24 protein-coding genes and 1 pseudogene are annotated in these 22,023 nt (G+C 70.6%); 15 read left to right on the forward strand and 10 right to left on the reverse strand.

Features of this window, described 5'->3' with window-relative positions:
- Positions 1-131: 131 nt before the first annotated feature.
- The gene (locus LNW71_RS10000) at positions 132-893 is read right to left on the reverse strand and encodes an isoprenyl transferase (RefSeq protein ID WP_250967920.1); all 762 of its coding nucleotides are present in this window, start codon (positions 891-893) and stop codon (positions 132-134) included.
- A gap of 189 nt (positions 894-1,082) precedes the next feature.
- Here LNW71_RS10000 and mgrA point away from each other — a divergent pair, with 189 nt between their 5' ends.
- Positions 1,083-2,123, forward strand: a complete 1,041-nt coding sequence (gene mgrA, locus LNW71_RS10005) for an L-glyceraldehyde 3-phosphate reductase (protein WP_308294470.1) — start codon at positions 1,083-1,085, stop codon at positions 2,121-2,123.
- Positions 2,124-2,429: 306 nt separating this feature from the next.
- On the opposite strand, the gene LNW71_RS10010 is transcribed toward mgrA, so the two are convergent.
- The 3 genes from LNW71_RS10010 to LNW71_RS10020 all read right to left on the reverse strand — a co-directional run bounded on the left by LNW71_RS10010 (position 2,430) and on the right by LNW71_RS10020 (position 4,861).
- Positions 2,430-2,888: a hypothetical protein gene (locus LNW71_RS10010; RefSeq protein WP_250967921.1), complete on the reverse strand. Its 459-nt coding sequence runs from the start codon at positions 2,886-2,888 to the stop codon at positions 2,430-2,432.
- Positions 2,889-2,958: 70 nt separating this feature from the next.
- Positions 2,959-3,819, reverse strand: a complete 861-nt coding sequence (locus LNW71_RS10015) for a class I SAM-dependent methyltransferase (protein WP_250967922.1) — start codon at positions 3,817-3,819, stop codon at positions 2,959-2,961.
- 136 nt (positions 3,820-3,955) lie between these two features.
- Entirely contained in the window at positions 3,956-4,861 is a 906-nt protein-coding gene (locus LNW71_RS10020) for a prepilin peptidase (protein WP_250967923.1), read from the reverse strand.
- Between the two features lie 111 nt (positions 4,862-4,972).
- On the opposite strand from LNW71_RS10020, the gene LNW71_RS10025 reads away from it, so the two are divergent.
- The 8 genes and pseudogenes from LNW71_RS10025 to LNW71_RS10060 all read left to right on the forward strand — a co-directional run bounded on the left by LNW71_RS10025 (position 4,973) and on the right by LNW71_RS10060 (position 10,737).
- The gene (locus tag LNW71_RS10025; RefSeq protein WP_250967924.1) at positions 4,973-5,347 is read left to right on the forward strand and encodes a DUF192 domain-containing protein; all 375 of its coding nucleotides are present in this window, start codon (positions 4,973-4,975) and stop codon (positions 5,345-5,347) included.
- Between the two features lie 244 nt (positions 5,348-5,591).
- On the forward strand, positions 5,592-6,983 hold the full coding sequence (locus LNW71_RS10030) for a Hint domain-containing protein (protein ID WP_250967925.1): 1,392 nt from the start codon (positions 5,592-5,594) through the stop codon (positions 6,981-6,983).
- Positions 6,983-7,372 (forward strand): hypothetical protein, encoded by a 390-nt coding sequence (locus LNW71_RS10035; protein WP_250967926.1) that lies wholly within the window; start codon positions 6,983-6,985, stop codon positions 7,370-7,372. The genes LNW71_RS10030 and LNW71_RS10035 overlap by 1 nt, the downstream gene beginning before the upstream one ends.
- Positions 7,373-7,497: 125 nt before the next feature.
- Complete coding sequence (locus LNW71_RS10040) at positions 7,498-8,094, forward strand: hypothetical protein (protein WP_250967927.1); 597 nt, start codon at positions 7,498-7,500, stop codon at positions 8,092-8,094.
- A 135-nt stretch (positions 8,095-8,229) separates the two neighbouring features.
- On the forward strand, positions 8,230-8,574 hold the full coding sequence (locus LNW71_RS10045; RefSeq protein ID WP_250967928.1) for a hypothetical protein: 345 nt from the start codon (positions 8,230-8,232) through the stop codon (positions 8,572-8,574).
- A gap of 70 nt (positions 8,575-8,644) precedes the next feature.
- Positions 8,645-9,852: pseudogene (locus LNW71_RS10050) on the forward strand (hypothetical protein).
- A gap of 106 nt (positions 9,853-9,958) precedes the next feature.
- Entirely contained in the window at positions 9,959-10,306 is a 348-nt protein-coding gene (locus tag LNW71_RS10055; protein ID WP_250967929.1) for a hypothetical protein, read from the forward strand.
- Positions 10,303-10,737 carry a hypothetical protein gene (locus LNW71_RS10060; RefSeq protein ID WP_250967930.1) on the forward strand — a complete coding sequence of 145 codons (435 nt, stop codon included), beginning with the start codon at positions 10,303-10,305 and terminating at the stop codon, positions 10,735-10,737. Before LNW71_RS10055 ends, LNW71_RS10060 begins: the two co-directional genes overlap by 4 nt.
- Positions 10,738-10,761: 24 nt before the next feature.
- On the opposite strand, the gene LNW71_RS10065 is transcribed toward LNW71_RS10060, so the two are convergent.
- Genes LNW71_RS10065 through LNW71_RS10075 form a run of 3 tightly spaced genes read right to left on the reverse strand, consistent with a single transcriptional unit; the run spans position 10,762 to position 13,071 of the window.
- Positions 10,762-11,274 (reverse strand): hypothetical protein, encoded by a 513-nt coding sequence (locus tag LNW71_RS10065; protein ID WP_250967931.1) that lies wholly within the window; start codon positions 11,272-11,274, stop codon positions 10,762-10,764.
- Between the two features lie 49 nt (positions 11,275-11,323).
- Complete coding sequence (locus tag LNW71_RS10070; protein ID WP_250967932.1) at positions 11,324-11,740, reverse strand: DUF6188 family protein; 417 nt, start codon at positions 11,738-11,740, stop codon at positions 11,324-11,326.
- On the reverse strand, positions 11,737-13,071 hold the full coding sequence (locus tag LNW71_RS10075) for a Hint domain-containing protein (protein WP_250967933.1): 1,335 nt from the start codon (positions 13,069-13,071) through the stop codon (positions 11,737-11,739). Before LNW71_RS10075 ends, LNW71_RS10070 begins: the two co-directional genes overlap by 4 nt.
- A gap of 654 nt (positions 13,072-13,725) precedes the next feature.
- Here LNW71_RS10075 and LNW71_RS10080 point away from each other — a divergent pair.
- From LNW71_RS10080 to LNW71_RS10095, 4 genes are all read left to right on the forward strand, one after another.
- Entirely contained in the window at positions 13,726-15,492 is a 1,767-nt protein-coding gene (locus LNW71_RS10080; RefSeq protein ID WP_374119379.1) for a hypothetical protein, read from the forward strand.
- Between the two features lie 42 nt (positions 15,493-15,534).
- Positions 15,535-16,116: a hypothetical protein gene (locus LNW71_RS10085; protein ID WP_250967934.1), complete on the forward strand. Its 582-nt coding sequence runs from the start codon at positions 15,535-15,537 to the stop codon at positions 16,114-16,116.
- Positions 16,117-16,235: 119 nt separating this feature from the next.
- A complete protein-coding gene (locus LNW71_RS10090) occupies positions 16,236-16,685 on the forward strand; it encodes a DUF3592 domain-containing protein (RefSeq protein ID WP_250967935.1) in 450 nt (149 codons plus the stop codon).
- 106 nt (positions 16,686-16,791) lie between these two features.
- Positions 16,792-17,706, forward strand: coding sequence for a GNAT family N-acetyltransferase (locus tag LNW71_RS10095; RefSeq protein WP_250967936.1), 915 nt, complete (start codon positions 16,792-16,794; stop codon positions 17,704-17,706).
- A gap of 93 nt (positions 17,707-17,799) precedes the next feature.
- Here the strand turns inward: LNW71_RS10095 and LNW71_RS10100 are convergent, their stop codons facing one another.
- Positions 17,800-18,393 carry a hypothetical protein gene (locus tag LNW71_RS10100; protein WP_250967937.1) on the reverse strand — a complete coding sequence of 198 codons (594 nt, stop codon included), beginning with the start codon at positions 18,391-18,393 and terminating at the stop codon, positions 17,800-17,802.
- Positions 18,394-18,604: 211 nt separating this feature from the next.
- Here LNW71_RS10100 and LNW71_RS10105 point away from each other — a divergent pair, with 211 nt between their 5' ends.
- Both LNW71_RS10105 and LNW71_RS10110 read left to right on the forward strand, forming a co-directional pair.
- The gene (locus tag LNW71_RS10105) at positions 18,605-19,252 is read left to right on the forward strand and encodes a GNAT family N-acetyltransferase (protein ID WP_374119519.1); all 648 of its coding nucleotides are present in this window, start codon (positions 18,605-18,607) and stop codon (positions 19,250-19,252) included.
- An 83-nt stretch (positions 19,253-19,335) separates the two neighbouring features.
- Positions 19,336-19,839, forward strand: coding sequence for a DinB family protein (locus LNW71_RS10110; RefSeq protein ID WP_250967939.1), 504 nt, complete (start codon positions 19,336-19,338; stop codon positions 19,837-19,839).
- Positions 19,840-19,907: 68 nt separating this feature from the next.
- Here LNW71_RS10110 and LNW71_RS10115 read toward each other — a convergent pair whose 3' ends face one another.
- Together LNW71_RS10115 and LNW71_RS10120 are read right to left on the reverse strand one after the other, a co-directional pair.
- Entirely contained in the window at positions 19,908-20,849 is a 942-nt protein-coding gene (locus LNW71_RS10115; RefSeq protein WP_250967940.1) for a YihY/virulence factor BrkB family protein, read from the reverse strand.
- Between the two features lie 446 nt (positions 20,850-21,295).
- Positions 21,296-22,021, reverse strand: coding sequence for a tyrosine-protein phosphatase (locus LNW71_RS10120; RefSeq protein WP_250967941.1), 726 nt, complete (start codon positions 22,019-22,021; stop codon positions 21,296-21,298).
- Positions 22,022-22,023 lie beyond the last annotated feature (2 nt).

Consider the following 22,023-nt stretch of genomic DNA (forward strand, 5'->3'; position numbering starts at 1 on the left):
TCAAGCAAGTCCGGCGTTCGGGGACGGAACCGGTGCGGTGGGGGGCGACGCCCCTGGCCGGTGGGTTCCGGCACATCACCCGAACGGCTCCGTCCGCGAACGCCGGACGGGCTTGGACGGCCTTGTGGTGCTCAGCCGCCGTAGCGGCGGTGGCGGGCCGCGTAGTCACGCAGGGCCCGCAGGAAGTCGACCCGGCGGAAGGCGGGCCAGAAGACCTCGCAGAAGTAGTACTCGGAGTGCGCGCTCTGCCAGAGCATGAAGCCCGAGAGCCGCTGTTCCCCGCTGGTCCGGATCACCAGGTCCGGATCGGGCTGGCCCCGGGTGTAGAGGTGCTCGGAGATCAGGTCGGTGGAGACGATCTCCGCGAGGTCCTCGAAGGACGTGCCCTTGGAGGAGTGGTCGAGCAGCAGTGAGCGGACGGCGTCCGCGATCTCCTGGCGGCCTCCGTAGCCGACGGCGACGTTGACCAGTATTCCGTCGATGCCGGCGGTGGCCTGCTCGGCCTCCTTGAGGACGGTCTGGGTGTGCGCGGGCAGCAGGTCGAGCGTGCCGACGTGGTGGACCCGCCAGCGCCCGTCCGCGGCCAGGCCGCGGACGGTGTTCTCGATGATGCCGAGGAGCGGGGTGAGCTCGGAGTCGGGACGGTCGAAGTTGTCGGTGGAGAGCAGCCAGAGGGTGACGACCTCGACATCGGTCTCGCTGCACCAGCCGAGGAGCTCCTGGATCTTGTCCGCACCGGCCTGGTGCCCCTCCGCGGCAGTGCCACCGGACGCCTTCGCCCAGCGCCGGTTGCCGTCGAGGATGACGCCGATGTGCTTGGGCACCTGGGCGTGATCGAGGCGGGCCTCCACCCGGCGTGCGTAGAGCCCGTACACCAGGTCGCGCAAGTTCACTGAGTCCACCTCTCGGTTCCATGCGGGCCCGCCCGCCGCCATGCCCGGGGCCGTCCCCCTGGGGCTCGCCGCACTGAGAGGGGGCGATCGCCCCGCCGTGCCGTGGCAGTCCCGAAGCGGCCACATTACTGCGCAGGCGCCGCACCGGCCCAACCCGCCCTGTCACAAGTCCGTGATAGGGAGAGAAACGTGACTGATTCCTCTTCTTCCTATCTGGCCGCCGGGTCGCGCTACGACTCCATGGAGTACCGGCGCAGCGGCCGCAGCGGCCTCAAGCTCCCCGCCGTCTCGCTCGGCCTCTGGCACAACTTCGGCGACGACCGCGCGCTCGGCTCGCAGCGGGCGATCCTGCGCCGCGCCTTCGACCTCGGAGTGACCCACTTCGACCTGGCCAACAACTACGGCCCGCCGCCCGGCTCCGCCGAGCTCAACTTCGGGAAGCTCTTCGCCCAGGACTTCGCCCCGTACCGCGACGAGCTGATCATCTCCACCAAGGCCGGGTACGACATGCATCCGGGTCCTTACGGGGAGTGGGGCTCGCGCAAGTACCTGCTGTCGTCGCTCGACGCCTCGCTGAAGCGGATGGGCCTCGATTACGTCGACATCTTCTACTCGCACCGCTTCGACCCGGACACTCCGCTGGAGGAGACGATGGGGGCCCTGGCCTCCGCCGTGCGACAGGGCAAGGCGCTGTACGTCGGGGTGTCCTCGTACAACTCGGAGCAGACCAGGGAGGCGGCCCGGCTGCTCCGGGAGATGGGCGTGCCGGCCCTGATCCACCAGCCGTCCTACTCGATGATCAACCGCTGGACCGAGGACGACGGCCTGCTGGACACCCTGGAGGCGGCCGGTATGGGCTGCATCTCCTTCGTGCCGCTCGCGCAGGGACTGCTGACCGGCAAGTACCTGAAGGGCATTCCGGAGGGTTCGCGCGCCACGCAGGGCAAGTCCCTCAACCCGGAGCTGCTCTCGGACGAGGTGGTCCGCCGGCTGAACGGGCTGAACGACATCGCGCGGGGCCGCGGCCAGTCGCTGGCCCAGCTGGCACTCAACTGGGTGCTGCGCGACAGCCGCATGACATCGGCTCTGATCGGCGCGTCGAGCGTGAAGCAGCTGGAGGAGAACGTCGCGGCGCTGGCGGCTCCGGCGCTGTCCGCAGCGGAACTGAAGGAGATCGACACCTTCGCCGTGGACACCGCCGGGACCAACATCTGGGCCGGACGGGCCTGACGGGCCTCGCGTCCGTGGGTGCGTGACGCCCCCGCCCGCACCGGGGCAGAAAAAAACGGGCCGGTCCGTGGGGGGGGTTACGGACCGGCCCGAGGGGGGGTTTCCACCATAACCCTTCGTAAGTGATGCCGCGTGCCACGCCACCAAATAATTACTCTCCGAATGTGCGGGACTCCGTTGCGGGCACGGAATCCGGGGCTCCGCAGGGCCTGGAGCTGCACGGACGCCGCGCGGCGCGGCCTTGACGCCGACACGCCCGCAGGACGTGCACAGGATGTGCACATTCCGGTCCCGGGCACCGACGCGTCAGGTCGCCGACGCCGCGCCCCGGTGGCCACGGGTGAACCGGATTCCCACGGTGTCGCCGCCGATGACCACGAAGCGGCCGCCCTCGCAGCGGATGACGGCCTCGTGCACCTCGCCCCGGTCGTCCCTGCGCTCCTGCGTGCTGAGCACCGTCCAGCCGCCCTCGGGCGGCTGCGGCAGGTTCGCCATCGCGGTGAACTCCCACTGCGCGGCCGGCACGCACCAGTCGGGCAGGTGCGGCCAGGTGCCGGCACCGACGTGCAGGGTGCCGTCGGAGGCGCAGGTCAGAAGCACCGACTGGCTGTCGGCCAGCAGGAATTCGACGGCTTCCGGCTCCCCCATCCGCCCTTCGGGGCGGTAGAAGATGCCGAGGACGCCGACGATCCGTGCGCCCCTGAGCCACTCGGAGTTCCCCTGCCGCGGGCTGCGCGTGGCTTCCTCGTCGCTGCCGACCCTCATGGCCCTGCTCCTTCCCCGTGCGCTCAGCGACCAGAGTGCCACTCTTCCGGCACGGGAAGGGCCCGGGGCCTCAGACCGGGCGGGCCGGTTTGCGGGCCTCGATCAGAAAGCGGGTGGTGTGTGCGAGGAACGGCCCCTCGGTCTCGATCCGGTGGTGCAGCGCGGCGAGTTGCGGCCGGTACTGCTCGACGGTGAAGCCGGGCACCATCCAGATCACCTTCCGCAGGAAGTAGACGACGGCGCCGATGTCGAGGAACTCGGTGCGCAGCCGCTCCAGTCGCAGGTCGACGACTTCGAGACCGGCCGCCTCGGCCGCGGCGCGCGCCTGCTCCGGGTCGCGGCCGCCACGCACCTCGGGCGGCTGCGGGCCGAGGAAGTACTCGACGAGTTCGAAGACGCTGGCCGGGCCGACCTGTTGCGAGAAGTACGTGCCGCCAGGTGTCAGTACCCGGGCGATCTCGTCCCACCAGGTGGTCACGGGATGCCGGCTGACGACGAGGTCGAAGGCCGCGTCGCCGAACGGCAGGGGCGGCTCGTCCGCATCCGCGACCACGGCTGCCCCGAGGGGGTGCAGCAGGGCGGTGGCGCGGGCGATGTTCGGCGGCCAGGACTCGGTGGCGACGGTCAGCGGCGGTAGCTTCGGCGCGGCGGCGAGGACCTCACCACCGCCGGTCTGGATGTCGAGCGCGGCGCTCGCCCTGCCCAGCCGCTCCCCCATGGCACGGGCGTAGCCCCAGGAAGGCCGCTCCTCGGTGGCCCGGCCCTCCAGCCAGGAGAAGTCCCAGCCGGCCACGGAGACGGTGTCCGCCTCGGTGACCAGGGCGTCGAACCGGGCGCGCTCCGCCGCCTGTGCCGCCTGCTCGTCTTCGGGCTTGTCTTCGGGCTTGTCTTCGGGCTTGTCTTCGGGCTTGTCTTCGGGTGTTCCGGCCATACGGGAATGGTCGCAGCAGGACACCGTCGGCCGCGACCGTAATAAGGAGTGGCCGCCCGACTGCTCGCGGACACGGGAGACGGCGGCCGACCGGGCACGCTGTCGTGCCCGAGGACCGCTGCGGGCCCGCCCCGGGTCAGGCGGCCAGGCCGCCGAAGAGGATGCCGAGCAGCGCGCCGGCGATCATGAACGGTCCGAACGGGATGCCCGTCTTGCGCCCGGCGCGCCGCATGAGCATCAGCCCGAGGCCGTACGCCGCGCCGAACAGGAAGCCCGCGAAGCCGCCGGCGAACACGACGGCCCAGCCGTACCAGCCGAGCGCCACGCCGAGCGAGACGGCGAGCTTGACGTCGCCGAAGCCCATTCCGTTCGGGTTGATGAGGAAGAGCAGGAAGTAGAAGGCGCCGAGAGCGGCTCCGCCGAGCAGGGCGGACAGCCAGGAGCCGCCGTGTTCCGGCAGCAGTGCGGCGATGCCGAGAAGTACGGCGGCCGCTCCGGCGGCGGGCAGCGTCAGCTCGTCGGGCAGCCGGTGGACGCGGCGGTCGATGGCCGCGAGGAGTACGGCGACGGGGGCGAGCAGCAGCCACACGGCGAGCTCGGGGCGGGCCCCGGTGGTCGCGGCGACCGCGGCGCAGCCGAGGGTGGAGGCGACGGTGACGAGGAGGGAGGGGGCGTAGCGCGGGCTGCCGCCGCGCGGGGTCGCGCCCGAAGCATCCGTACCCGTATCAGCGTCCGTGCCGGCACCCGGAGCCGAGTCCGTACCGGCTTCCGAAGGTGAGTCCGCACCGGCATCCGTGTCCGGCTGAGCCGCTCCCGATCCGGCTGCCGTGTGCACGGCGACGGCCGCGCCCGCCTCTGCGCAGGTCGCACAGCGCGTCGAGCCGGCCCAGCCGCGCAAGGGCCCGGTGAGGGCGTGGCCGGCGGGGCAGGCGACCCGCCATGCGTCCTCGGGCTCGACGGAGAACCGGTAGGCGGCGCGCGGGACCAGCAGTCCGGTCGCAGCACCCCAGAGGGCGGCGACGGCTATCAGCATGGCGTACACGTCACCGACCATAGGCGTCCGGTGCACACCGGTCATGGGCCCTGGGGCCCACTGCGGACGGTTACGGGCCCAGCGCCTGTCACGTGGCGCTACCGTCATGGCCATGGCTCGATGGCGCAATGGCACAGGGACACTCACCATCACGGACCGAGGGGGGAACGGCAGACGGAGATACCGCTGCGGATCGCGGCCTCGTACCGCCACCGCAGCCGTGGGCTGCTCGGGCAGGACGGCATCGACGGCGCGCTGATGATCACGCCGTGCGGGAGTGTGCACTCCTTCCGCATGCGGTTCACGATCGATGTGGCCTATCTGGACCGCAAGTTCAACGTCGTCGCGGTCCACACGATGAAGCCGGGACGACTGGGCCTGCCCCGGCTGCGGGCCCGGCACGTGATCGAGTCGGAGGCCGGCGCGATGGCGAAGTGGGGACTGCGGCCGGGAGTCCAGGTGGCGATCGCGCAGAGCGACGGGGCGCAGGGCTGAACCACCGCCGCTGAGCGCGGAGATGGGACCCAGGGCCCAAGACACCGGCGCGCCCGGCGCCTAGTGTCGAAAACATGTCACGGGTGGGGGAATTGCGTCGTCGAGTTCGTCGGTGGTCACGGAGGTCCGTGCCGCGGACGGATGTGCGGTTGCTGGGGTTGCGGGGCCGGGGCGGCGTCGTGGTCCGGGTGGGCGGCGTGACCGGGGTCAGGGTGCGCTGGAGTATCTGGGTCTGGTCCTGGTGGTGGTGGCGGTCGTCGGGGCGTTGGTCGCGACGGGGATCGGTGCGGATCTGTCGGAGAAGATCGGTGTGCAGGTCTGCCGTATCTCCGGTGGCGGGAACTGTGGCGGTGACAGCAACGCCGGGGCGCAGGACGGTTCGAACAGTCCGGGCAACGGTGATCCGGCGTCGGACAAGAACGCCGACGGTTCACCGAAGTCTCCGGCGCAGGTGGAGTACGACAAGGCGCTGAAGGACCTTCAGGACGCGCAGAAGGACGAGAAGTCCAACGGGGACAAGGCGATCGAGGCCGCGAAGGAACTCGCGAAGATCCTCGCCGACGAGCTGGGCATCACCGACGCGCTGGACTGCATCACCAAGGGCGACATGGGCGCCTGCACCGAAACCCTGATCAACATCCTGCTCAGCCTCATCGGCGGCGCGGTCGGGAAACTCGGGGCGAAGTACGGGGCGCCCTGGAAGTGGAAAAAGGCCTACAAACTCATCCAGGCCCTCAAGAAACACGGCACCGACCTCTACGACGGCCTCAAGGGACTCCTCAAGAGCCGCAAGAAGGTCAAGGAAGCCGAAGAGGCCCTGGAGAAGGCCGGCAAGAAAGTCGACGGCGAGAAGAAGGACCCGCCGAAGAAGGACGACAAACCCGACGAGAATCCGAACTGCAAGGTCAAGCACAGCTTCCCGCCCGGCACCCGGGTCCTCCTGGCCGACGGTCGTACGGTCTCCATCGAGACGGTCCGGGCCGGCGACCGGGTCGAGGCCACCGACCCGGACAGCGGCCTGACCCAGGCACGCCGCGTCGAACGGCCGATCACGACCAAGGACGACAAGGACTTCACCCGCCTGACCTTCCGCACGGCCGCCGGACCCGCGGTGATCACCGCGACCGACACCCACCCGTTCTGGATCACCGGCCAGCGCCGCTGGACCGACGCGGGCGACATCACCCCCGGCATGAAGCTCCGGACCCCCGACGGCTCCGTACTCGCCGTCGCCGCCGTCTCCCGCTACACCCAGCACCGGACCACCCACGACCTCACCGTCAACGGCATCCACACCTACTACGTGCTGGCCGGCGGCGTCCCCGTCCTGGTGCACAACAACTCCTGGTGCACCGACGAGGAGCGGATCGAGGACGCCGAGGACATCGCCAACGGTCACGCGGACGGCAAGCACGCCGGCGACTTCCCGGGGCTGTCGAAGAAGGAGCTGGGCGACCTCACCAAGGACGTCATGCAGAACCCGTCGCGGACCAAGGACCTGGGCAGCGGGCGGAAGGCGTACCTGGGCAAGGACGGCACGACTATCGTGATCCACGACCCGATGAGTCCGGACGGCGGAACCGTGTTCCGGCGGGACCCGGCCAAACTCGACAAGTACTGGGAAGAGCTGAACTGATGCCGGGAAGCGAAGCGGCGGCGAGCGAGCTGCTCACCGAGGACGAGACGCGGCTGCTGCGGCGGGCGCTCCTCGAATGGGGCGGCCCGGCCCGGTGCAGTGATCAGCTCGCCGTCGGCATCGGGTTCACGGACGCCCAGGATCTCGTCGACCGGACCGACCTGCTGCGCGACGCGCTCGGCGACGACACCCCGCTCTCACCGGCGGACTGGGCGCGCGTGCTGCTGGCCACGGAGATCGTCTTCGTCAGCGACCTCGCGGGTACGGGCGTCGAGTGGCCGACGACCACCGGACTTGCCGACGAACCGACCATCCGCCTGCTGCGGTCGGTCCAGCGGAAGCTGGGCAGGACCGTCAGGCCCTACTACGGGAAGACCCCGAGCGCCTGACACGGAGGGTGCACCGAGCGGATGCTCCGCTGCGGCGGAAGAAGCGGGAAGAAGCGGGAAGGACCGGCGAAGAGTGGTCGGCGTCGGTGCGGACAGCACGGACACCACCGGCTGATGAGGACCGTGTGACAAAGCCGATCGGCCCGGACGAAGCGCTGAGGCGCTGGCAGGACTTCGCCGATGACTGCCTTGCCGGTTTCCCCTGGGACGTCGAGGACTACAACAACGATCTGACACTGCGGAGCCGGATCGCCGAGTTCCTTGCCGAGTCGAAGGCGGCGGGGGACGACCGCACACGAGGTCTCGCGGCGCAGATCGAAGCAGCCGACTCGCGGGTGCGGAGTGTGCTGAGGGACGAGTCCTTCCTCCGCTTCCCCGAGGCGCAGTGGTGGCTCCGGAGATCGCCCGCGTACGCCTGCCGGAGATTCTGTGCCGACTATCACGAGGCCTACGGGATCGAGGTCGAGCCGCGGTCCCGCTTCGATGACGACGCGGACGAGCTGATCCGCCTGAACGGCACGGGCCTGCCCGTCTCCGATGTGCTGATCCACGCACGGGACGAGAGCATGTACGCCGCGGCCAGGCCCGGTCTTCTTCTCCGGGCGTTCCGGGAGGCGTTCCCCGCGGCGGCGCGGGCCAGGCCGACGAGGCAGCTCGTCCTGAGCTGGATCGCCGGCGGGACCGAGGACTCCGGGCTCCGTGCGGGTCTCGCCGGACAGTAGTGGACCGGGCAGGGGCAGAGCTCAGACCCTCTTACGGAACGGAGCCTTCATGGAGCGAACCCTTGCGGCGGCGGCCGCTCTCGGCCTTCGACGCGGATCCGGCCCGGGCGGCGGCCGGTGAACCGGGATGCGGGAGTGCAACTGGTGAACGACCTGGTGGCGCGTGTCCCCGGGTACCAGGACCTCTACGCAGCACATGTGTTCAACGAGGACGCGGTGCTGCCGCACGTGTTCTTCTGGGACGTCACGCAGGAGACCGTGCGGTCCTATCTGGGCGCCGATGCCGAGGCGCCGGACTGGCGCAGCACGCTGGAGTTCCTGGAGGAGCAGAGCGCACGGGGGATCGGCGAGATCGACGGGGTCGTCGTGACCTCGTTCCTGGAGTATCTGCCGTTCCCCGGAAGGCCGGGGCACGACATCGTGAAGGAGCTCGGTCCTGTCATGGCCGCGAAGTTCGCGCGGGTCCGCCCCGCGGGATGAGCCGACTCGCTCCGAAGCCCCCGACGGGGCTGCCGCCGCCGGTGCGCCCGGCACGGAGATAATCGGGCGTATGTCCGCAGATCCTTCGCCACACGCCACCCCCTCCCGGCCGGCCCCGCAGCCGTCGGACCGCAGGCCGGCCGGTGGACGCGTCGCCGCCGCCCTTGCCGCGGCCGCGCCGGCGCTCGGTGCCTACGCGGCCGTGCGGATCGTCGGGCTTGTCGTCTTCTGGGTGGCCGCCTCCGCCGCGAGGAAGGACGCCCTGCATCTGCTCAGCGAGCGCTGGGACTCGGTCTGGTACCAGCGGGTCGCCGAGCACGGCTATGGGTACACCGTCATCACCCTGGCGGATGGCGGCATCCACTCCGACCTGGCCTTCTTCCCGCTGCTGCCCGCGCTGGAGCGCGGCGTCGCGGAGGTGACCCCGCTCGGCCTCTCGGGCGCCGGGCTGCTGGTCGCCTGGGTGGCGGGCCTGCTCGCCGCCTGGGGGATCTTCGCCGTCGGCGCGCGGCTGTACGGGCGCCGGGCCGGGGTGGTGCTGGCCGCGCTGTGGGGGGTGTACCCGACGGCGTTCGTCCAGTCGATGGCGTACACCGAGACCCTGTTCACCGCACTCGCCGCCTGGTCGCTGTACGCGGTGCTGACCCGGCGCTGGATCGTGGCCGGCGCCCTGTGCGTACTCGCCGGGCTGACCCGCCCGTCCGCCGCCGCGCTCATCGCCGCCCTCGCGATCACCGCCGCCGCCACCCTCGTACGCGAGTACCGGGCAGGTGACACCGACGGCATCGTCCGCCGCAACGGCCGGATGCTGCTCGGGGTGGTCCTCGCGCCGCTGGGATGGCTCGCGTACGTGGTCTTCGTCGCGGTGCGCGAAGGCAGCCCGTTCGCCTACTTCGACGTCCAGGCGCAGTGGGGCAACAGCATCGACGGAGGCGCGGCCCTCGCCTCGTTCATCCTCGGCCTCCCGCTGCCCGGTGCGCTCGGGCTGTGCGCGGCCCTGGCCGGCCTCGGATGGCTGGTGTACCTGTGCGTACGGCAGCGCCAGCCGCTTCCCGTACTCGTCTACGGCATCGCCGTCGTCGTCATCTCGCTGATCGGCTCCGGGTACTTCGGCTCCCGGCCCGGCTGGTGATGCCCGCGTTCCCGCTCCTGCTGCCGCCCGCCGTCGCACTGCTGCGGCTACGCTCCACCGCCCGTACGGCGGGGATCCTCGCGGTACTCGCCGCTGCCTCGGCGGCCTACGGGGCGTGGACGCTGCTCGGCTCCGGCCCGCCGTGAGTTGGGCCCGTGGGCCCACGCATTCGCGCCGCCCGGGTTGTTAGCGTGCAGAGTCCGTATGCATGAGCGTCCGCGTCAGCGGTTCGCCGGTCAGGAGCGGTGAGAAATGAAGGCACGTACGGCAGCCATGGCGGCCACCACAGCAGTGCTCTGCCTTGCGGCCGTCGCCTGCGGGCCTTCCGACGACAAGCCGGAGAAGGACGGCAAGGCGGCCGGCACGTCCGCGAAGCCGAGCACCGGGGCCACCTCGGACCCCGCCGCCAGTGACTCCGCCGCACCGGCACCCTCCGCCACGCCCTCCAGCAGCGGCAAGGTCCTCAGCAAGGCCGAACTGGCCAAGGCCGCCCTCACCACCGGCGAGGTGGCGCACTACGAAGTCACGCCGATGCAGGGCGGGGACGAGACGGGCACCGAGAAGTCCGAGAACGAGGCCTGCCGCCCCTGGTCGCCGTGATCAACGGCGCGCCCGAGCCCGCCCCGGCCGCCACCGTCTTCCGTACCGTCATGGACAAGTCCGAAGAGGGCAAGGACAGCCAGACCGTCGTCACCGAGATCCTCACCTCACACCCCGAGGACTCCGCGCAGCAGCTCATGCGCGGTGTGCGGGACGCGATCCAGGCCTGCGCCGGCGGATTCCGTACGTCGAGCGAGGACGGCCCCTCCTCGTACACCGAGGTGAAGCAGCTGAACCTGCCCAGGGCGGGCCAAGAGAGCATCGCCTACCAGGTGACCGGGAGCATCGAGGGCGACAAGGTGCCGCTGGTCTTCCAGCTGGTGCGGACGGGTTCGACCGTCGTCACCTTCTACGTGGCCAACTTCCTCGACACGAAGACTCCGGAACTCCCGGCCGAGCTGGTCACCGCCCAGGCCGCGAAGCTGCCCTGACCGGGGGCTGGAGCCCACGGCCCCTCATACGGCGCCGAGTTCCACGGTGCGGGTGCGCCCGCCGCCGTTCAGCTTCAGCCAGTGCTGCTCGTCCGACCCGTTGCCGATCCTGATCCCGAACGTCCAGGCCGGATCGAGGAACAGGGTCTGCCCACCCTCGAAGTCGAGGGCGAGGCAGCTGCACACGGTGTCGTCGGTGCCCGGCGAGCGGTGGACGCGCAACTGCGTGCAGCGCAGTTCGTCGCGGCCGTCACCGAAGAGCTGCTCCCCGTACGAGGCGACGATCACCTCGTCCTCGGCCTCCGCGAGCAGGCCGATGTCCTCCCAGCCGACGCTCCGGACCACCGCGGCGTCCAGCCGGTCGTACGGGCCCACCGACTCGAACCTCAGCAGCCCCTCGTCCAGCCGCAGCCAGACGGCGAGCGGCTGCGGCCGGAACTCCGGCAGTTCGTCGTCCCGGTCGAGCCGGCCCGGGACGAGGACATCACGGACAGGGCGGTCACGCAGTGCCTGCTCGGCCTGCCACCAGCCACTCATGTCCGCACCTCCCGCTGCCACTCGGCCGGTCGTCGTCACCGCCTTGCCGTTACGCGGAATCGATACCGGGTTCCGTCAGCCGACCGACCCCCTGCTGCGACACCCAGGTGAACTCCCCCGGCCGGCACAGCTCGGCCCGTACACCGGGATCGGCACCGCGGACGGTCAGGTGATGGCCGGTACTGAACACCAGACGCAACGAACCACTCCTGAAGGCGACGGCGGACAGCACCGTCGCGCCCTTCAGCACACCGACCTCCTCGGCCGGCAGGACAACCGGCTCGGGAGCGGTGGCCGGGCCGTGCGTGATCCGCACGGGTCCGACGACCGTGAGCAGGGTCCCACCGTCCAGGGTGAGGTCGAGTCGTGAGCCGTCCGTTGCGCCGGAGACGGCCAGCACCGGTACGGATCTCAGACCGCGGAGGACCCAGCGGTCCGCGCTGCTGTCGATGGACGGTTCGCTCACGGTTCCTCCGGAAGATGATCGAAGATGTTACCGATGCTGTCACCGGGGGAGCCGTCGGGCATCTGCGGGTAGACCTCGCCGGTCTTCGGGTCGATGAGCATGTCCGGATTCCGGTTGGCGCCGTTGCCGCGCCAGCCACCCTGGGCCTTCACCTTGTGGATGGCCTCCTTGATCTGCTTGACCGTGTATCCGGTCTTCTGCGACAGGGCGTTCGGCTTGGACACCATCTCGCAGGGGTCGTCGTTGTGGACGAGTACCGACGTACCGCCGGCGACCACGTAGTAGGTGTGGATGCCGTTGACGGTGAGGTCGTGGGTGGTCCGGCGCTGGGTGTAGCGGGAGACGGCGGCGACGGCGAGTACGGAGCCGTCGGGGGTCCGGAGCTTCATGCCGGGGGTGATGTCGCCCGCGTCGGCCCAGCGTCGCTCGCCGCTCACCCAGAAGGGGTGGGTGTCCGTCGCGGTGATCACCGCGGGGCCGCCGCGGGTGCGGAAGACCAGCCGGGTGAAGTCCTTATCGTCGTACGTGGTGATGGCCTGGTCGACGCGCCGCGCCTGGGTCAGGCCGCTGTCCGGGTCGGTGGCCTCAACCAGGTCACCGACCCGGACGGCCTCGATGGAGACCGTACGTCCGTCGGCGAACAAGACCTGGGTACCGGGCAGGAAGCTGTGCTTGACCGGGCAGTTCGGCTTTTCGGGTTTGTCCTTCTTCGGCGGGTCCTTCTTCTCGCCGTCGACTTTCTTGTCGGCCTTCTCCAGGGCCTCTTCGGCTTCCTTGACCTTCTTGCGGCTCTTGAGGAGTCCCTTGAGGCCGTCGTAGAGGTCGGTGCCGTGTTTCTTGAGGGCCTGGATGAGTTTGTAGGCCTTCTTCCACTTCCAGGGCGCCCCGTACTTCGCGCCGAGTTTCCCGACCGCGCCGCCGATGAGGCTGAGCAGGATGTTGATCAGGGTTTCGGTGCAGGCGCCCATGTCGCCCTTGGTGATGCAGTCCAGCGCGTCGGTGATGCCCAGCTCGTCGGCGAGGATCTTCGCGAGTTCCTTCGCGGCCTCGATCGCCTTGTCCCCGTTGGACTTCTCGTCCTTCTGCGCGTCCTGAAGGTCCTTCAGCGCCTTGTCGTACTCCACCTGCGCCGGAGACTTCGGTGAACCGTCGGCGTTCTTGTCCGACGCCGGATCACCGTTGCCCGGACTGTTCGAACCGTCCTGCGCCCCGGCGTTGCTGTCACCGCCACAGTTCCCGCCACCGGAGATACGGCAGACCTGCACACCGATCTTCTCCGACAGATCCGCACCGATCCCCGTCGCGACCAACGCCCCGACGACCGCCACCACCACCAGGACCAGACCCAGATACTCCAGCGCACCCTGACCCCGGTCACGCCGCCCACCAGGACCACGACGCCGCCCCGGCCCCGCAACCCCAGCAACCGCACATCCGTCCGCGGCACGGACCTCCGTGACCACCGACGAACTCGACGACGCAATTCCCCCACCCGTGACATACAACGACGTTAACCACCAAGGCATCCGGGCGTCTTGGGCCCCCGGACCCAACCTGACCGAACGCCGGAAGCAGCTGGAGCCGGCGCCGGGACCGGTGTCCGGTGTCCCACTTGGGCCCGGCATTGGGGCCAAGGGCCCAGGTCAGGCAGCGTCTCCAGCCGTACGCTCACGCCGTACCCGGGGTCAGACAGCGCGGGGCAGGCAGGTGAGCGAGCTTCGGAGAGGGAGAACCGTGAGTGGTGGCAGCGGCTGGGGAAGCGGGGGCACGGGCCACATATCCCCGGGCGCGGTCCCGGCGGAGCAGGCAGCGGTGGGAGATCCGCCGGGGGCGGCGGCGGTTGGTTCCTCCCGCTGACCCGTAGCTGGGCCGCCGGCGCCGTCGTCTACCTCGTCGCCGGGTATCTGATCTCGCGCGGGCTCATCGAGACGCTGGCCACCGACGAACGGCTGGAGGTCTTCACCTGGCGCCTCGCCCTGGTGCATGTGCCCGCCATCATCACCACCGTGGTCACGGTGCTGGCCGCGGCGCGTGTCCTGCCGGACGAGCAGCGTGTGTCCCGCCCGCTGTACCTGCTGGCCTCGCTCGGCGTGCCGGTGGTGGCGCTCGGCTACGGGTACGCGGTGTCGTGGCAGGTCGTGGGCGCCGAGGGCATGCTGATGCCCGTCGTCGCGCTGGTGACCGGCTCGGCCGTGGGGCTGGCCGTCGACCGGCTGATGGAGGACGACGGTACGCAGCCCTCCTCCCCGGCCGGTGGCTCGTACTCCTGGCGCGACAGCGGTGCCACCGCCATGGAGTACCTCGGGGTGATCATCCTCGTCGTGACGATGGTCGGCGGCATGGCCATGGCGGGGGTCGGCGGCAGCATCGGGGACCGGGTCCGGTGCGCGATCAGCTCCCTCGGCGGCGGCAGCGCCGGCTGTGCCAAGGGCGGGGACCCGACCGCGAAGCCGAAGACGGACGCCGACTACGAGCCCAAGCTCTGCCAGATCTCCAGCGTCTCCGACACGGTCGGCGACAAGGTGAAGATCGGCTGGTTCGAGTGGGGCAACGAGTACGGCTTCCAGCAGAAGGTCAGCCAGGCCAACACGGACGTGAACGAGGACGGCAAGGTCGACGGGAACGACAAGCTGGTCTACATGACGTTCACCGACGCCGCCTCGGTCGGAGTGAACGCCTCCACCCCCGGCGTGAAGCTCGGCAAGCTCGGCAAGGCGGATGTGGACGTCGGCGGCGGCGTCAAGATCACCAACGGTGACACCTGGGTCTTCAAGAGCGAGGACGACGCCAAGAAGATGCGGGACGACATCGAGGAAATGAAGATGTGGGAGACCTCGACCAAGTACAGCGGCGGCTACGGCGGCGGCTGGTACTCGGCCACGAAGTGGGCCGACAAGAAGGAGGACGTCGAGAAGCAGATCGGTGACAAGAAGATCTCCTACTCGACCGTCGGCCTCAACGTGTACGCGGACGGCGGCCTGTCCATCAGCGCGGGTGACGAGGCCAAGCTCGGTGCCAAGCTCGGCGGCAAGGCCAAGTTCTCCCCCGACGTGACCGTCACCAAGGACGACGTCAACGGCAACGAGTCGTACACCTACACCGCCAAGCTGGAGATCGAGGGGAAGGTCGGCGGCACGGCGGGACCGCTCGGCGGCACCGCCGGTGCGAAGGACAGCCGGACCGGGGCCGTCACCGTCACCCGCGACCAGAAGACCGGCAAGATCGTCCGGATCGACATGACCCAGACCGTCGAGACCGGCTCGACGTCCGACAAGGGCGAGGCGGGCAAGGACAACGGCGAGAAGGGCAAGGACAAGCGCGGCGGCAAGGTCAGCGGCACCGACTCCTCCGGCGAGACCGGCATCGAGGTCAAGACGAACTCGGTCGTCTTCGGCAAGGACACGGACAAGGCCACCGAGGACAAGCGGGCCGTCGCCGAGCAGTGGCTGGACGGGTCCGGCAACAACACCGCCCCGTTCGAGTACATGTTTGGCGACCACTCACTGGAGAAGAAGCCCACCGGCGGCGACCCCTTCGACCAGATGATGTTCCAGGACGGTCTGTCGAGCAGCATGCAGTACCACGGTGAGACGGACGCCCAGGAATTCGGCTTCGAGGTCTCGCTGGGCATGAGCCTCGGCTTCTCCATCTCGGACGAGCACAAGAAGGAGACACTGACCGACGCACAGTTCCTCGGGGCTCCGAAGGGCGACGCCCGCTCGTTCCTCCCGTACAGCTACTGCGCGAAGTAGGCCCGGACACGCATGACGAAGAGGCGGCAGACGATGACGACGATGACGACCAAGAGGTCCCGGGCAGCCGGCGCGGCCGCAGCCGCCGCCATCGGCCTGACCCTGCTCACCGGCTGCGGCGGCAGTGACGCGGCGGCCGTCCCGGACGGCTGGGGCACCCTCGACACGAAGAGCCTGTCCGTCGGCTACCCCGAGGAAAAGGGCTACAAGGAGCAGTCGGCGGCCGACCGGAGCAAGGGCAACGCCGCCGTCGCGCTCAAGGAGGAGTCGGGGCTGCGCACGGGCATGGTCTCGGTGCAGCTCGCCTTCGCCACGGGTGTCGACGACGCGGACGAGGCGGCTGCGGCGGCGGGCGCCGGCATCGGGCTCGGCACGACCCGCAAGGGCACCGCCGACGTGCGGCTCAAGGGCGAGGAGAGTGCGCGGGAGGCGCGTCGGATCGACTACGAGTTCACCTCGACCGGCAAGGAGCGGACGCCGGAGCAGGGCACCCGGATGACGGGCGTGGTGGTGGCGGGGGTCGACTCGAAGGACGTGCCGTTCGCCGTCCGGATCAATGCGGTGAAGGGCTCGCTGAGCAAGGACGACCTGGACTCGTTCGTCGGGTCGATCACGGTGAAGTAGCGTCGCCGGCCGGCGGGCGGTCGGCGACGCGTCGGTGCGTTGCCGGGCGGCTGCCGGGCCGTCGTCGACGCCTTGTCGAGTTGTGCAGTTGTCGAGCAGTCGTTTCGGAGCGTGCGTACATGCAGATTCTGCCCGGCGGGACAGCGACCTTCCTGCTGCTGTTCGGCCTCTTCCTCGGCGCCTTCGCCGTGCGCTCCGCGCTGCGTCTGAACCGCGTGCTGCACCTGGTCCGGCACGGCGAACACGCCGAGGGCCGGTGCGCGGACCGGCGCACGGTGGACCGGGGGCCGGGCATGGAGCGCAGCTACGCCACCGAGTACGTCTTCGCGTTCCGCACCCGCGACGGCCGCGACATCGAGTTCACCGACCATGCCCCCGGCCCGTTCGGCTTCGAGGTCGGCGCACCGGTCCGTGTCTCGTACGACCCGTCGGCACCGGGGAAGCGTGCCACGGTGGCCGGGCGCGGGGCGTGGGGGCCGGTGGTGATGCCGGCGGTGTTCGCGGGGGTGCTGGGGGTGTTCGCGGTGGGGCTCGTCCTCGGCTTCCTGGCGATGCGTGGGTGGGTCTGAGGTCCGTCCGGCACCTCCGCGGGAGTGTCCTGACCACCCGGGCAGCGGGAGCGTATCGAGACCGCGATCACCCACGCGGGTCCATGACAGCCCTTACTGTGATCGGGTGACTGAATTCAGCGTCCTCGGTGAACACACGCAATGGCAGAGGGACTTCGAGCTGCGGTCGGCCGCCTCGTACACGGCGGCCGGACTCGGGGCTGCCGCGGTGGAGCGCGTGCTCGAAGGCGTACGCCGCGACCTCGGCAGCTGGACCGTCGCCGGGATCACGGATGCCGGAACCCGGGTGGGGTACGTCGCCGTGGTCGTGACCGACGACGACAACGGGCGCGCCGGCCGTATCGGCGACCTCCGCGTCGACCCGCCGCACGCCGGCCGGGGGCACGAGCAGGCCGCCCGCGCCTGGGCCGAGGGATGGTGCGCCGAGCGCGGCGCGCGCAGGGTGGACGTACGGCTCACCGAGCCCGCCGGCGAGCTGTTCGACGCCTACGGCGTCCGTGGCCAGCTCAGGGCGCGGCACGTCGGCTCCCCGCCGGAGCCGGTCGGCGGCGTCACCGCGCGGCCGATGACAGCGGCCGAATATCCCGGGTGGGTCACCTCGGAGAAGGCCGCCTACGTCGACGACATCGTCCGGGCGGGAGCCCTCAGCCCGAAGGATGCCGCTCGCAAGTCCGACGACGACTTCGCGAAGCTGATCCCCGAGGGCCTGGCGACGCCTGACAACACCTTCCTCGTGCTGGAAGTGGCGGGCGAGCCGATCGGCACCGGCTGGTTGAAGCACGGGCACCTCCCGGGCGCCACCTACGGCTACTCGCTGCACATACACGAGAAGCATCGCGGCAACGGGTACGGCAGGGCCGCCATGGCGGCCGGCGAGCAGGCAACGCTCGCCGGAGGCGACTCGGTGCTGATGTTCACCGTGTGGGGCGGCAACGAGGTGGCGATGAACCTGTACACGGGCGCCGGCTACCAGGTCGTCGAAGAGAGCCGTTCCCTCGACCTTCCCCGCCCCGCGGCCTGACAGGCATCACTCAGGCCGACGGAGCCGCCGTCGGACGGAATCCACAGTCGGACAGAACTCGTCGTCAGACGGAACCCGCCCCCATCGCAGCAGCTACCTGCTCGGAACTTCGCTGCCGTACACGACCCACGGCGACTGCTCGAAGGAGCTCACCCCGGACAACTGCGGCTGCATGGAAGCCACTTCCTCCCGAACCGCCAATGTGTCGGGCCAGCAGTCGAAGTACACCGCACCCTTCACGATGAAGCCCCGCCAGTCCGTCGCCGCCGACGCACCCTCCCGGTCGAGCACGAAGCCGATACAGAGCACCGAGGCCCTGCCTATCGCCTCCCGGACCGCCCGGACGACCGTCTCCTGCTCGTCGCGGCTCAGCGCGCCGAGGCCGAACTGCAGCGCGACCGTCCCGTCCTCCGTGCGCCGGACCCGCGTCGGGATCTCGGCCCCGCTGCTCACCCAGAGCAGGAAGTCGACCTGGTCCAGCCGCTGCAGCCCGGCCAGGAGCACCAGCTGCTCCCGCGTCACCCAGGACTGGGTACCCGGGGGTTCGGCCCCTGGACTGAGGAGCGTGATGCGCCGGGTCACCGGATGGGCCGGCCGCACGCCCGCCGCCTCCAGGTCACCGATCAGCGACTCCGCGTCGGGGCGGTTCCAGCCCAGGTGGTACGAGTAGAAGAATCCGTCAGTCATGACACTTCACCCCCATAAAAAAAACCGGAGCACGCCTGATCAGCGGTCGGACGGCTCGCAGTTGGTCAATCATGAGCGTAATGAGACGCGCAGCCCGGTGCGTGGGCCCACGGACCCATGAGTGGACCCCAAGGTGCCGGAGGGTGTCGAAGCGGGCAGGCGGGCAGCTCGCCCCAGCCCGGCACGTACGACGGAGAGGCGGTAGCGCGTGGTGACCATGCGGGTCCAACCTGTGTGCGGCGAAGAGGTGTTGGCGTACGCGAACGGAATCCGGCAGACGTACGCGGAGGCCTTCGCCGGGCCACCCTGGCACGAGGACCCCGGCATGGCCGACGGTTATGTGGAGCGCTTGGCGGAGGATGCCGCACGCCCCGGATTCGTGGCCGCGGTCGCCCTGAGCCGCGACGACGACATGAGCCTCGGCAGGGACCGCGGCAGGGACGACGACGGCCGCTGCCGGAGCGGCGAGGGCGGTGGTGTCGAGTCCGTCGTGGGGTTCGCGACGGCCTGGACCACACCCGGTCCGTTCCCCGACGTGCGCAGCTACCCGCGCGTCAGTGCGGCGCTGGGTCCGGAGCGGACAGCCGCGTGGCTGGTCGGCGCGCTCGAAGTGGACGAGCTCGCCCTCGGCCCGCGGGCCCGGGGGTCCGGCCTCGCGGCCGCGCTGCTGGAATCCGTCACCGGGGCCGCGACGGACGGCCGTTGCTGGCTGCTCACCTCGATGCGCGCCGAGCCGGCGTTGCGCCTCTACCGGCGGCTCGGCTGGCGTCCGGCCTTCCCGCCGGCGGCAGGGTCCGACCTCGTGGCCCTCCTCGGGCCGCGCCATCCCGCTCCGCGAGACCCGGAGCCGCGCCCCTGACCGACCGCCGGAGGTCAGGGAGGGGGGACCCGCTCTCTTAAACGGTGGACAGCGCGGCGACCGGGCGGCGATGGTGTACGGCGATGACACGCACCGATTCGCCTTCCGCATGGGACGAGCGCTCCCAGCTGACCACCTTCCTCGACTACTCCCGCGCGACCGCGCTGGCCAAGTGCGAAGGCCTCGCGCAGGACGACGCCCGAAAGGCCCCGCTGCCCGGCTCGCCGCTGATGACGATCGCGGGTCTGATCAACCATCTCCGCTGGGTCGAGTACTACTGGTTCGAGGTCGTGTTCCTCGGCGGGGAGGACGAGGGCCCGTGGACGGACGAGGATCCCGACCGCGAGATGCGCATCGCCGTCGACCTGCCGCTCGCCGACGTACTGGCGGAGTACGAGGAGCAGAACTCCCGCTACCGGGAGCTCGTCGCCGCCCATGACCTGGACACCAAGTCCAAACTGCCGCGCCTGGAGGGAAGCCACCCCGATCTCCGCTGGATCGTGCTGCACCTCATCGAGGAGACCGCCCGGCACAACGGCCACATCGACATCATCCGGGAGATCGTCGACGGCACCACCGGGTCCTAGCCCGCACCACCGGGTCCTAGCCCGCGCGGCCGGGAAGCCCCGCCCGGCGACGGCCGGGCCGGGGCCCGTCATGGCCGCGCTGTGACCTCGTCATGACCGCCGGGCCGGGTGTCGGTGCCGTCGCACCGCGCCCGGCTCAGCTCCACGTTGAACTGGGCACCCGCCAGCAACGCCAGGTTGGTGAACCACACCCAGATCAGGAACACCACCAGCCCCGCCAGCGACCCGTACAGGCGGCTGTAGGAGCCGACGTACGTCGCGTACAGCGCGAATCCCGCCGAGGCCACCAGCCACAGCAGCGCGGCCAGCACCCCGCCGGGCAGTCCCTGCCGCGCCCCACGCGCCGACGCAGGTCCGGTCCGGAAGAGGACCATGATCAGGCAGGCGACCAGGCAGAGCAGGACGGGCCACTTCAGCAGCGTCCACACCGTGTCCCCCAGCTGTGCCAGCCCCAGCCGGTGCCCGAGCCAGCGGGCCAGCGGCCCGGAGAGCACGAGGGCGAACGCACTGGTCATCAGGAGCAGCAGCAGTCCGATCGCCGACGCGACGATGATGTGCGCCTGGCGCAGCGCGGGCCGGGTGTCGCGCACCCCGTGCATCGCGTGCAGTGCACGCCGGAACACGGCCAGATAACTGGACGCGGACCAGACCGCGCTGACGGTCCCGGTCGCCACCAGCAGCCAGACCGCGGTCCGCTGCTCCGTGGCCGCCTCCAGCGGCTGGCGCAGTGCGGCGCCGGACTCCGCCGGGGCGAAGGCGGTGATGTCGGCGATCAGCGCGTTCGTGGCCTGGGGATTGGCCAGTCCGATGACGGAGACCGTCACCAGGAGCGCCGGGAGCAGCGCGAGGATGGCGTAGTACGTCAGGGCCGCCGCCCAGTCCGAGAGGTCGTCGTTCCACAGGGAGACGGGCGTCCGCCGCAGCGCGACGGGCCAGCGCCGCGCGGCTCCGGTACGCCGGGCCGCCCGGGGCGGCGTCCCGGCGGCGGTGTCGCTGATCTTGCTGAACACGGGGGAGGCTCCGGGGACGTAGGAGGGTGAGCGGGGGCGGGGCGCCACCCCTTGGCTGCGGGGGCGTGGGGAGGCGGGGAGAGGAACGGGGACGCGGAACGGGCGGACGCGGGGTGACGCCGGGTGCTGCCCATCCTCTTCTGCTCCGGTTTGCCGCCGGTACACCGGTTCATCCGACCGGTTCGTTCCGCCGGTCCCTGCTGCCGTTCGGCCCGCGGTCCTCTCCGCCGGTTCCACCCGGTCGGCCCGCCAGTGCGCTCTGTCCGCCGGTGCATCCTGCCGTTCTATCCCGCCGGTTCGTCCCGCGGAGTCGTCCCGGCGTGCGAGTCGTCCCCCGCGCACGTCCGTCGGAGGGTCCGGGGGCGCCGCCCGCCTGCGCGCGGGGCCCCGCTGAGACGACCGCGGAGCGGGGTCCGCGGCGGCGATCGGGCCCGCCACCGCGTTCCTCAGTCGAGGAGGCGCTTGCGGAGCCGGTCGATCAGCTCCTCATCGACACGCAGGTGTCCGGTCGCGTACGCGTGCACCGACCCGTATTCGGCGGCCAGGTCGGCCAGGAACAGCCGCATGATCTCCTGTGGCGCCCGTCCGTAGCCGGGCCACTTCATGGTCCGGTCCGGGTGGGCCGCGTGCCAGTCCGCGAGCAGTCGCTCCGTGGCCAGTTCGGTGAGGGCGAAATCCTCGGCGATGACGTCCTCCTCGACCCCCAGGAGTGCGAGCACCAGGGCGGCCAGGAGGCCGGTGCGGTCCTTGCCCGAGGCGCAGTGGAAGACCTGCGGGGAGTCCTCGGCCGCGATGGTCTCCAGCGCCTGCCTGAGCTCCACGGCTCCGTCGAGGGCGACCTCCGCGTACCGGTCGGCGAGGAACCGCCAGGGGTCGAGAGCGGGGTCGATCTCCGCCTGGTCGTAAGGGCGGTGCTCGACGCTGAGATTGACGTACACGAGCCCGTCGGCGGCGGGCACCCGTCCCTTGGCCTCGATCTCCCACGGGTAGCGGAGATCGATCACGGTACGTATCCCCAGGGCGCGGAAGCGCTCCAGGTCGGCCCCCTGGAGCTTGGCCAGCGAGTCCGAGCGGTACAGCCGCCCCCGGCGCAGGGTGCGGCCGTCCCGGGTGCGATAACCGCCCAGGTCACGGAAGTTGTGCAGGCGCTCGAATTCCACGTGCCGTGTCATGC

This window comes from Streptomyces sp. RKAG290 (assembly GCF_023701695.1).
Taxonomy (GTDB): Bacteria; Actinomycetota; Actinomycetes; order Streptomycetales; family Streptomycetaceae; genus Streptomyces.

What these genes read in the sequence shown, in the direction of transcription:
- LNW71_RS10010 (WP_250967921.1), bottom strand. Translation starts at nt 2,888, where the DNA reads ATGAGGGTCGGCAGCGACGAGGAAGCCACGCGCAGCCCGCGGCAGGGG.
- LNW71_RS10015 (WP_250967922.1), bottom strand. Translation starts at nt 3,819, where the DNA reads ATGGCCGGAACACCCGAAGACAAGCCCGAAGACAAGCCCGAAGACAAG.
- LNW71_RS10025 (WP_250967924.1), top strand. Translation starts at nt 4,973, where the DNA reads ATGGCGCAATGGCACAGGGACACTCACCATCACGGACCGAGGGGGGAA.
- LNW71_RS10035 (WP_250967926.1), top strand. Translation starts at nt 6,983, where the DNA reads ATGCCGGGAAGCGAAGCGGCGGCGAGCGAGCTGCTCACCGAGGACGAG.
- LNW71_RS10055 (WP_250967929.1), top strand. Translation starts at nt 9,959, where the DNA reads ATGAAGGCACGTACGGCAGCCATGGCGGCCACCACAGCAGTGCTCTGC.
- LNW71_RS10065 (WP_250967931.1), bottom strand. Translation starts at nt 11,274, where the DNA reads ATGAGTGGCTGGTGGCAGGCCGAGCAGGCACTGCGTGACCGCCCTGTC.
- LNW71_RS10085 (WP_250967934.1), top strand. Translation starts at nt 15,535, where the DNA reads ATGACGACCAAGAGGTCCCGGGCAGCCGGCGCGGCCGCAGCCGCCGCC.
- LNW71_RS10090 (WP_250967935.1), top strand. Translation starts at nt 16,236, where the DNA reads ATGCAGATTCTGCCCGGCGGGACAGCGACCTTCCTGCTGCTGTTCGGC.
- LNW71_RS10100 (WP_250967937.1), bottom strand. Translation starts at nt 18,393, where the DNA reads ATGACTGACGGATTCTTCTACTCGTACCACCTGGGCTGGAACCGCCCC.
- LNW71_RS10110 (WP_250967939.1), top strand. Translation starts at nt 19,336, where the DNA reads ATGACACGCACCGATTCGCCTTCCGCATGGGACGAGCGCTCCCAGCTG.
- LNW71_RS10120 (WP_250967941.1), bottom strand. Translation starts at nt 22,021, where the DNA reads ATGACACGGCACGTGGAATTCGAGCGCCTGCACAACTTCCGTGACCTG.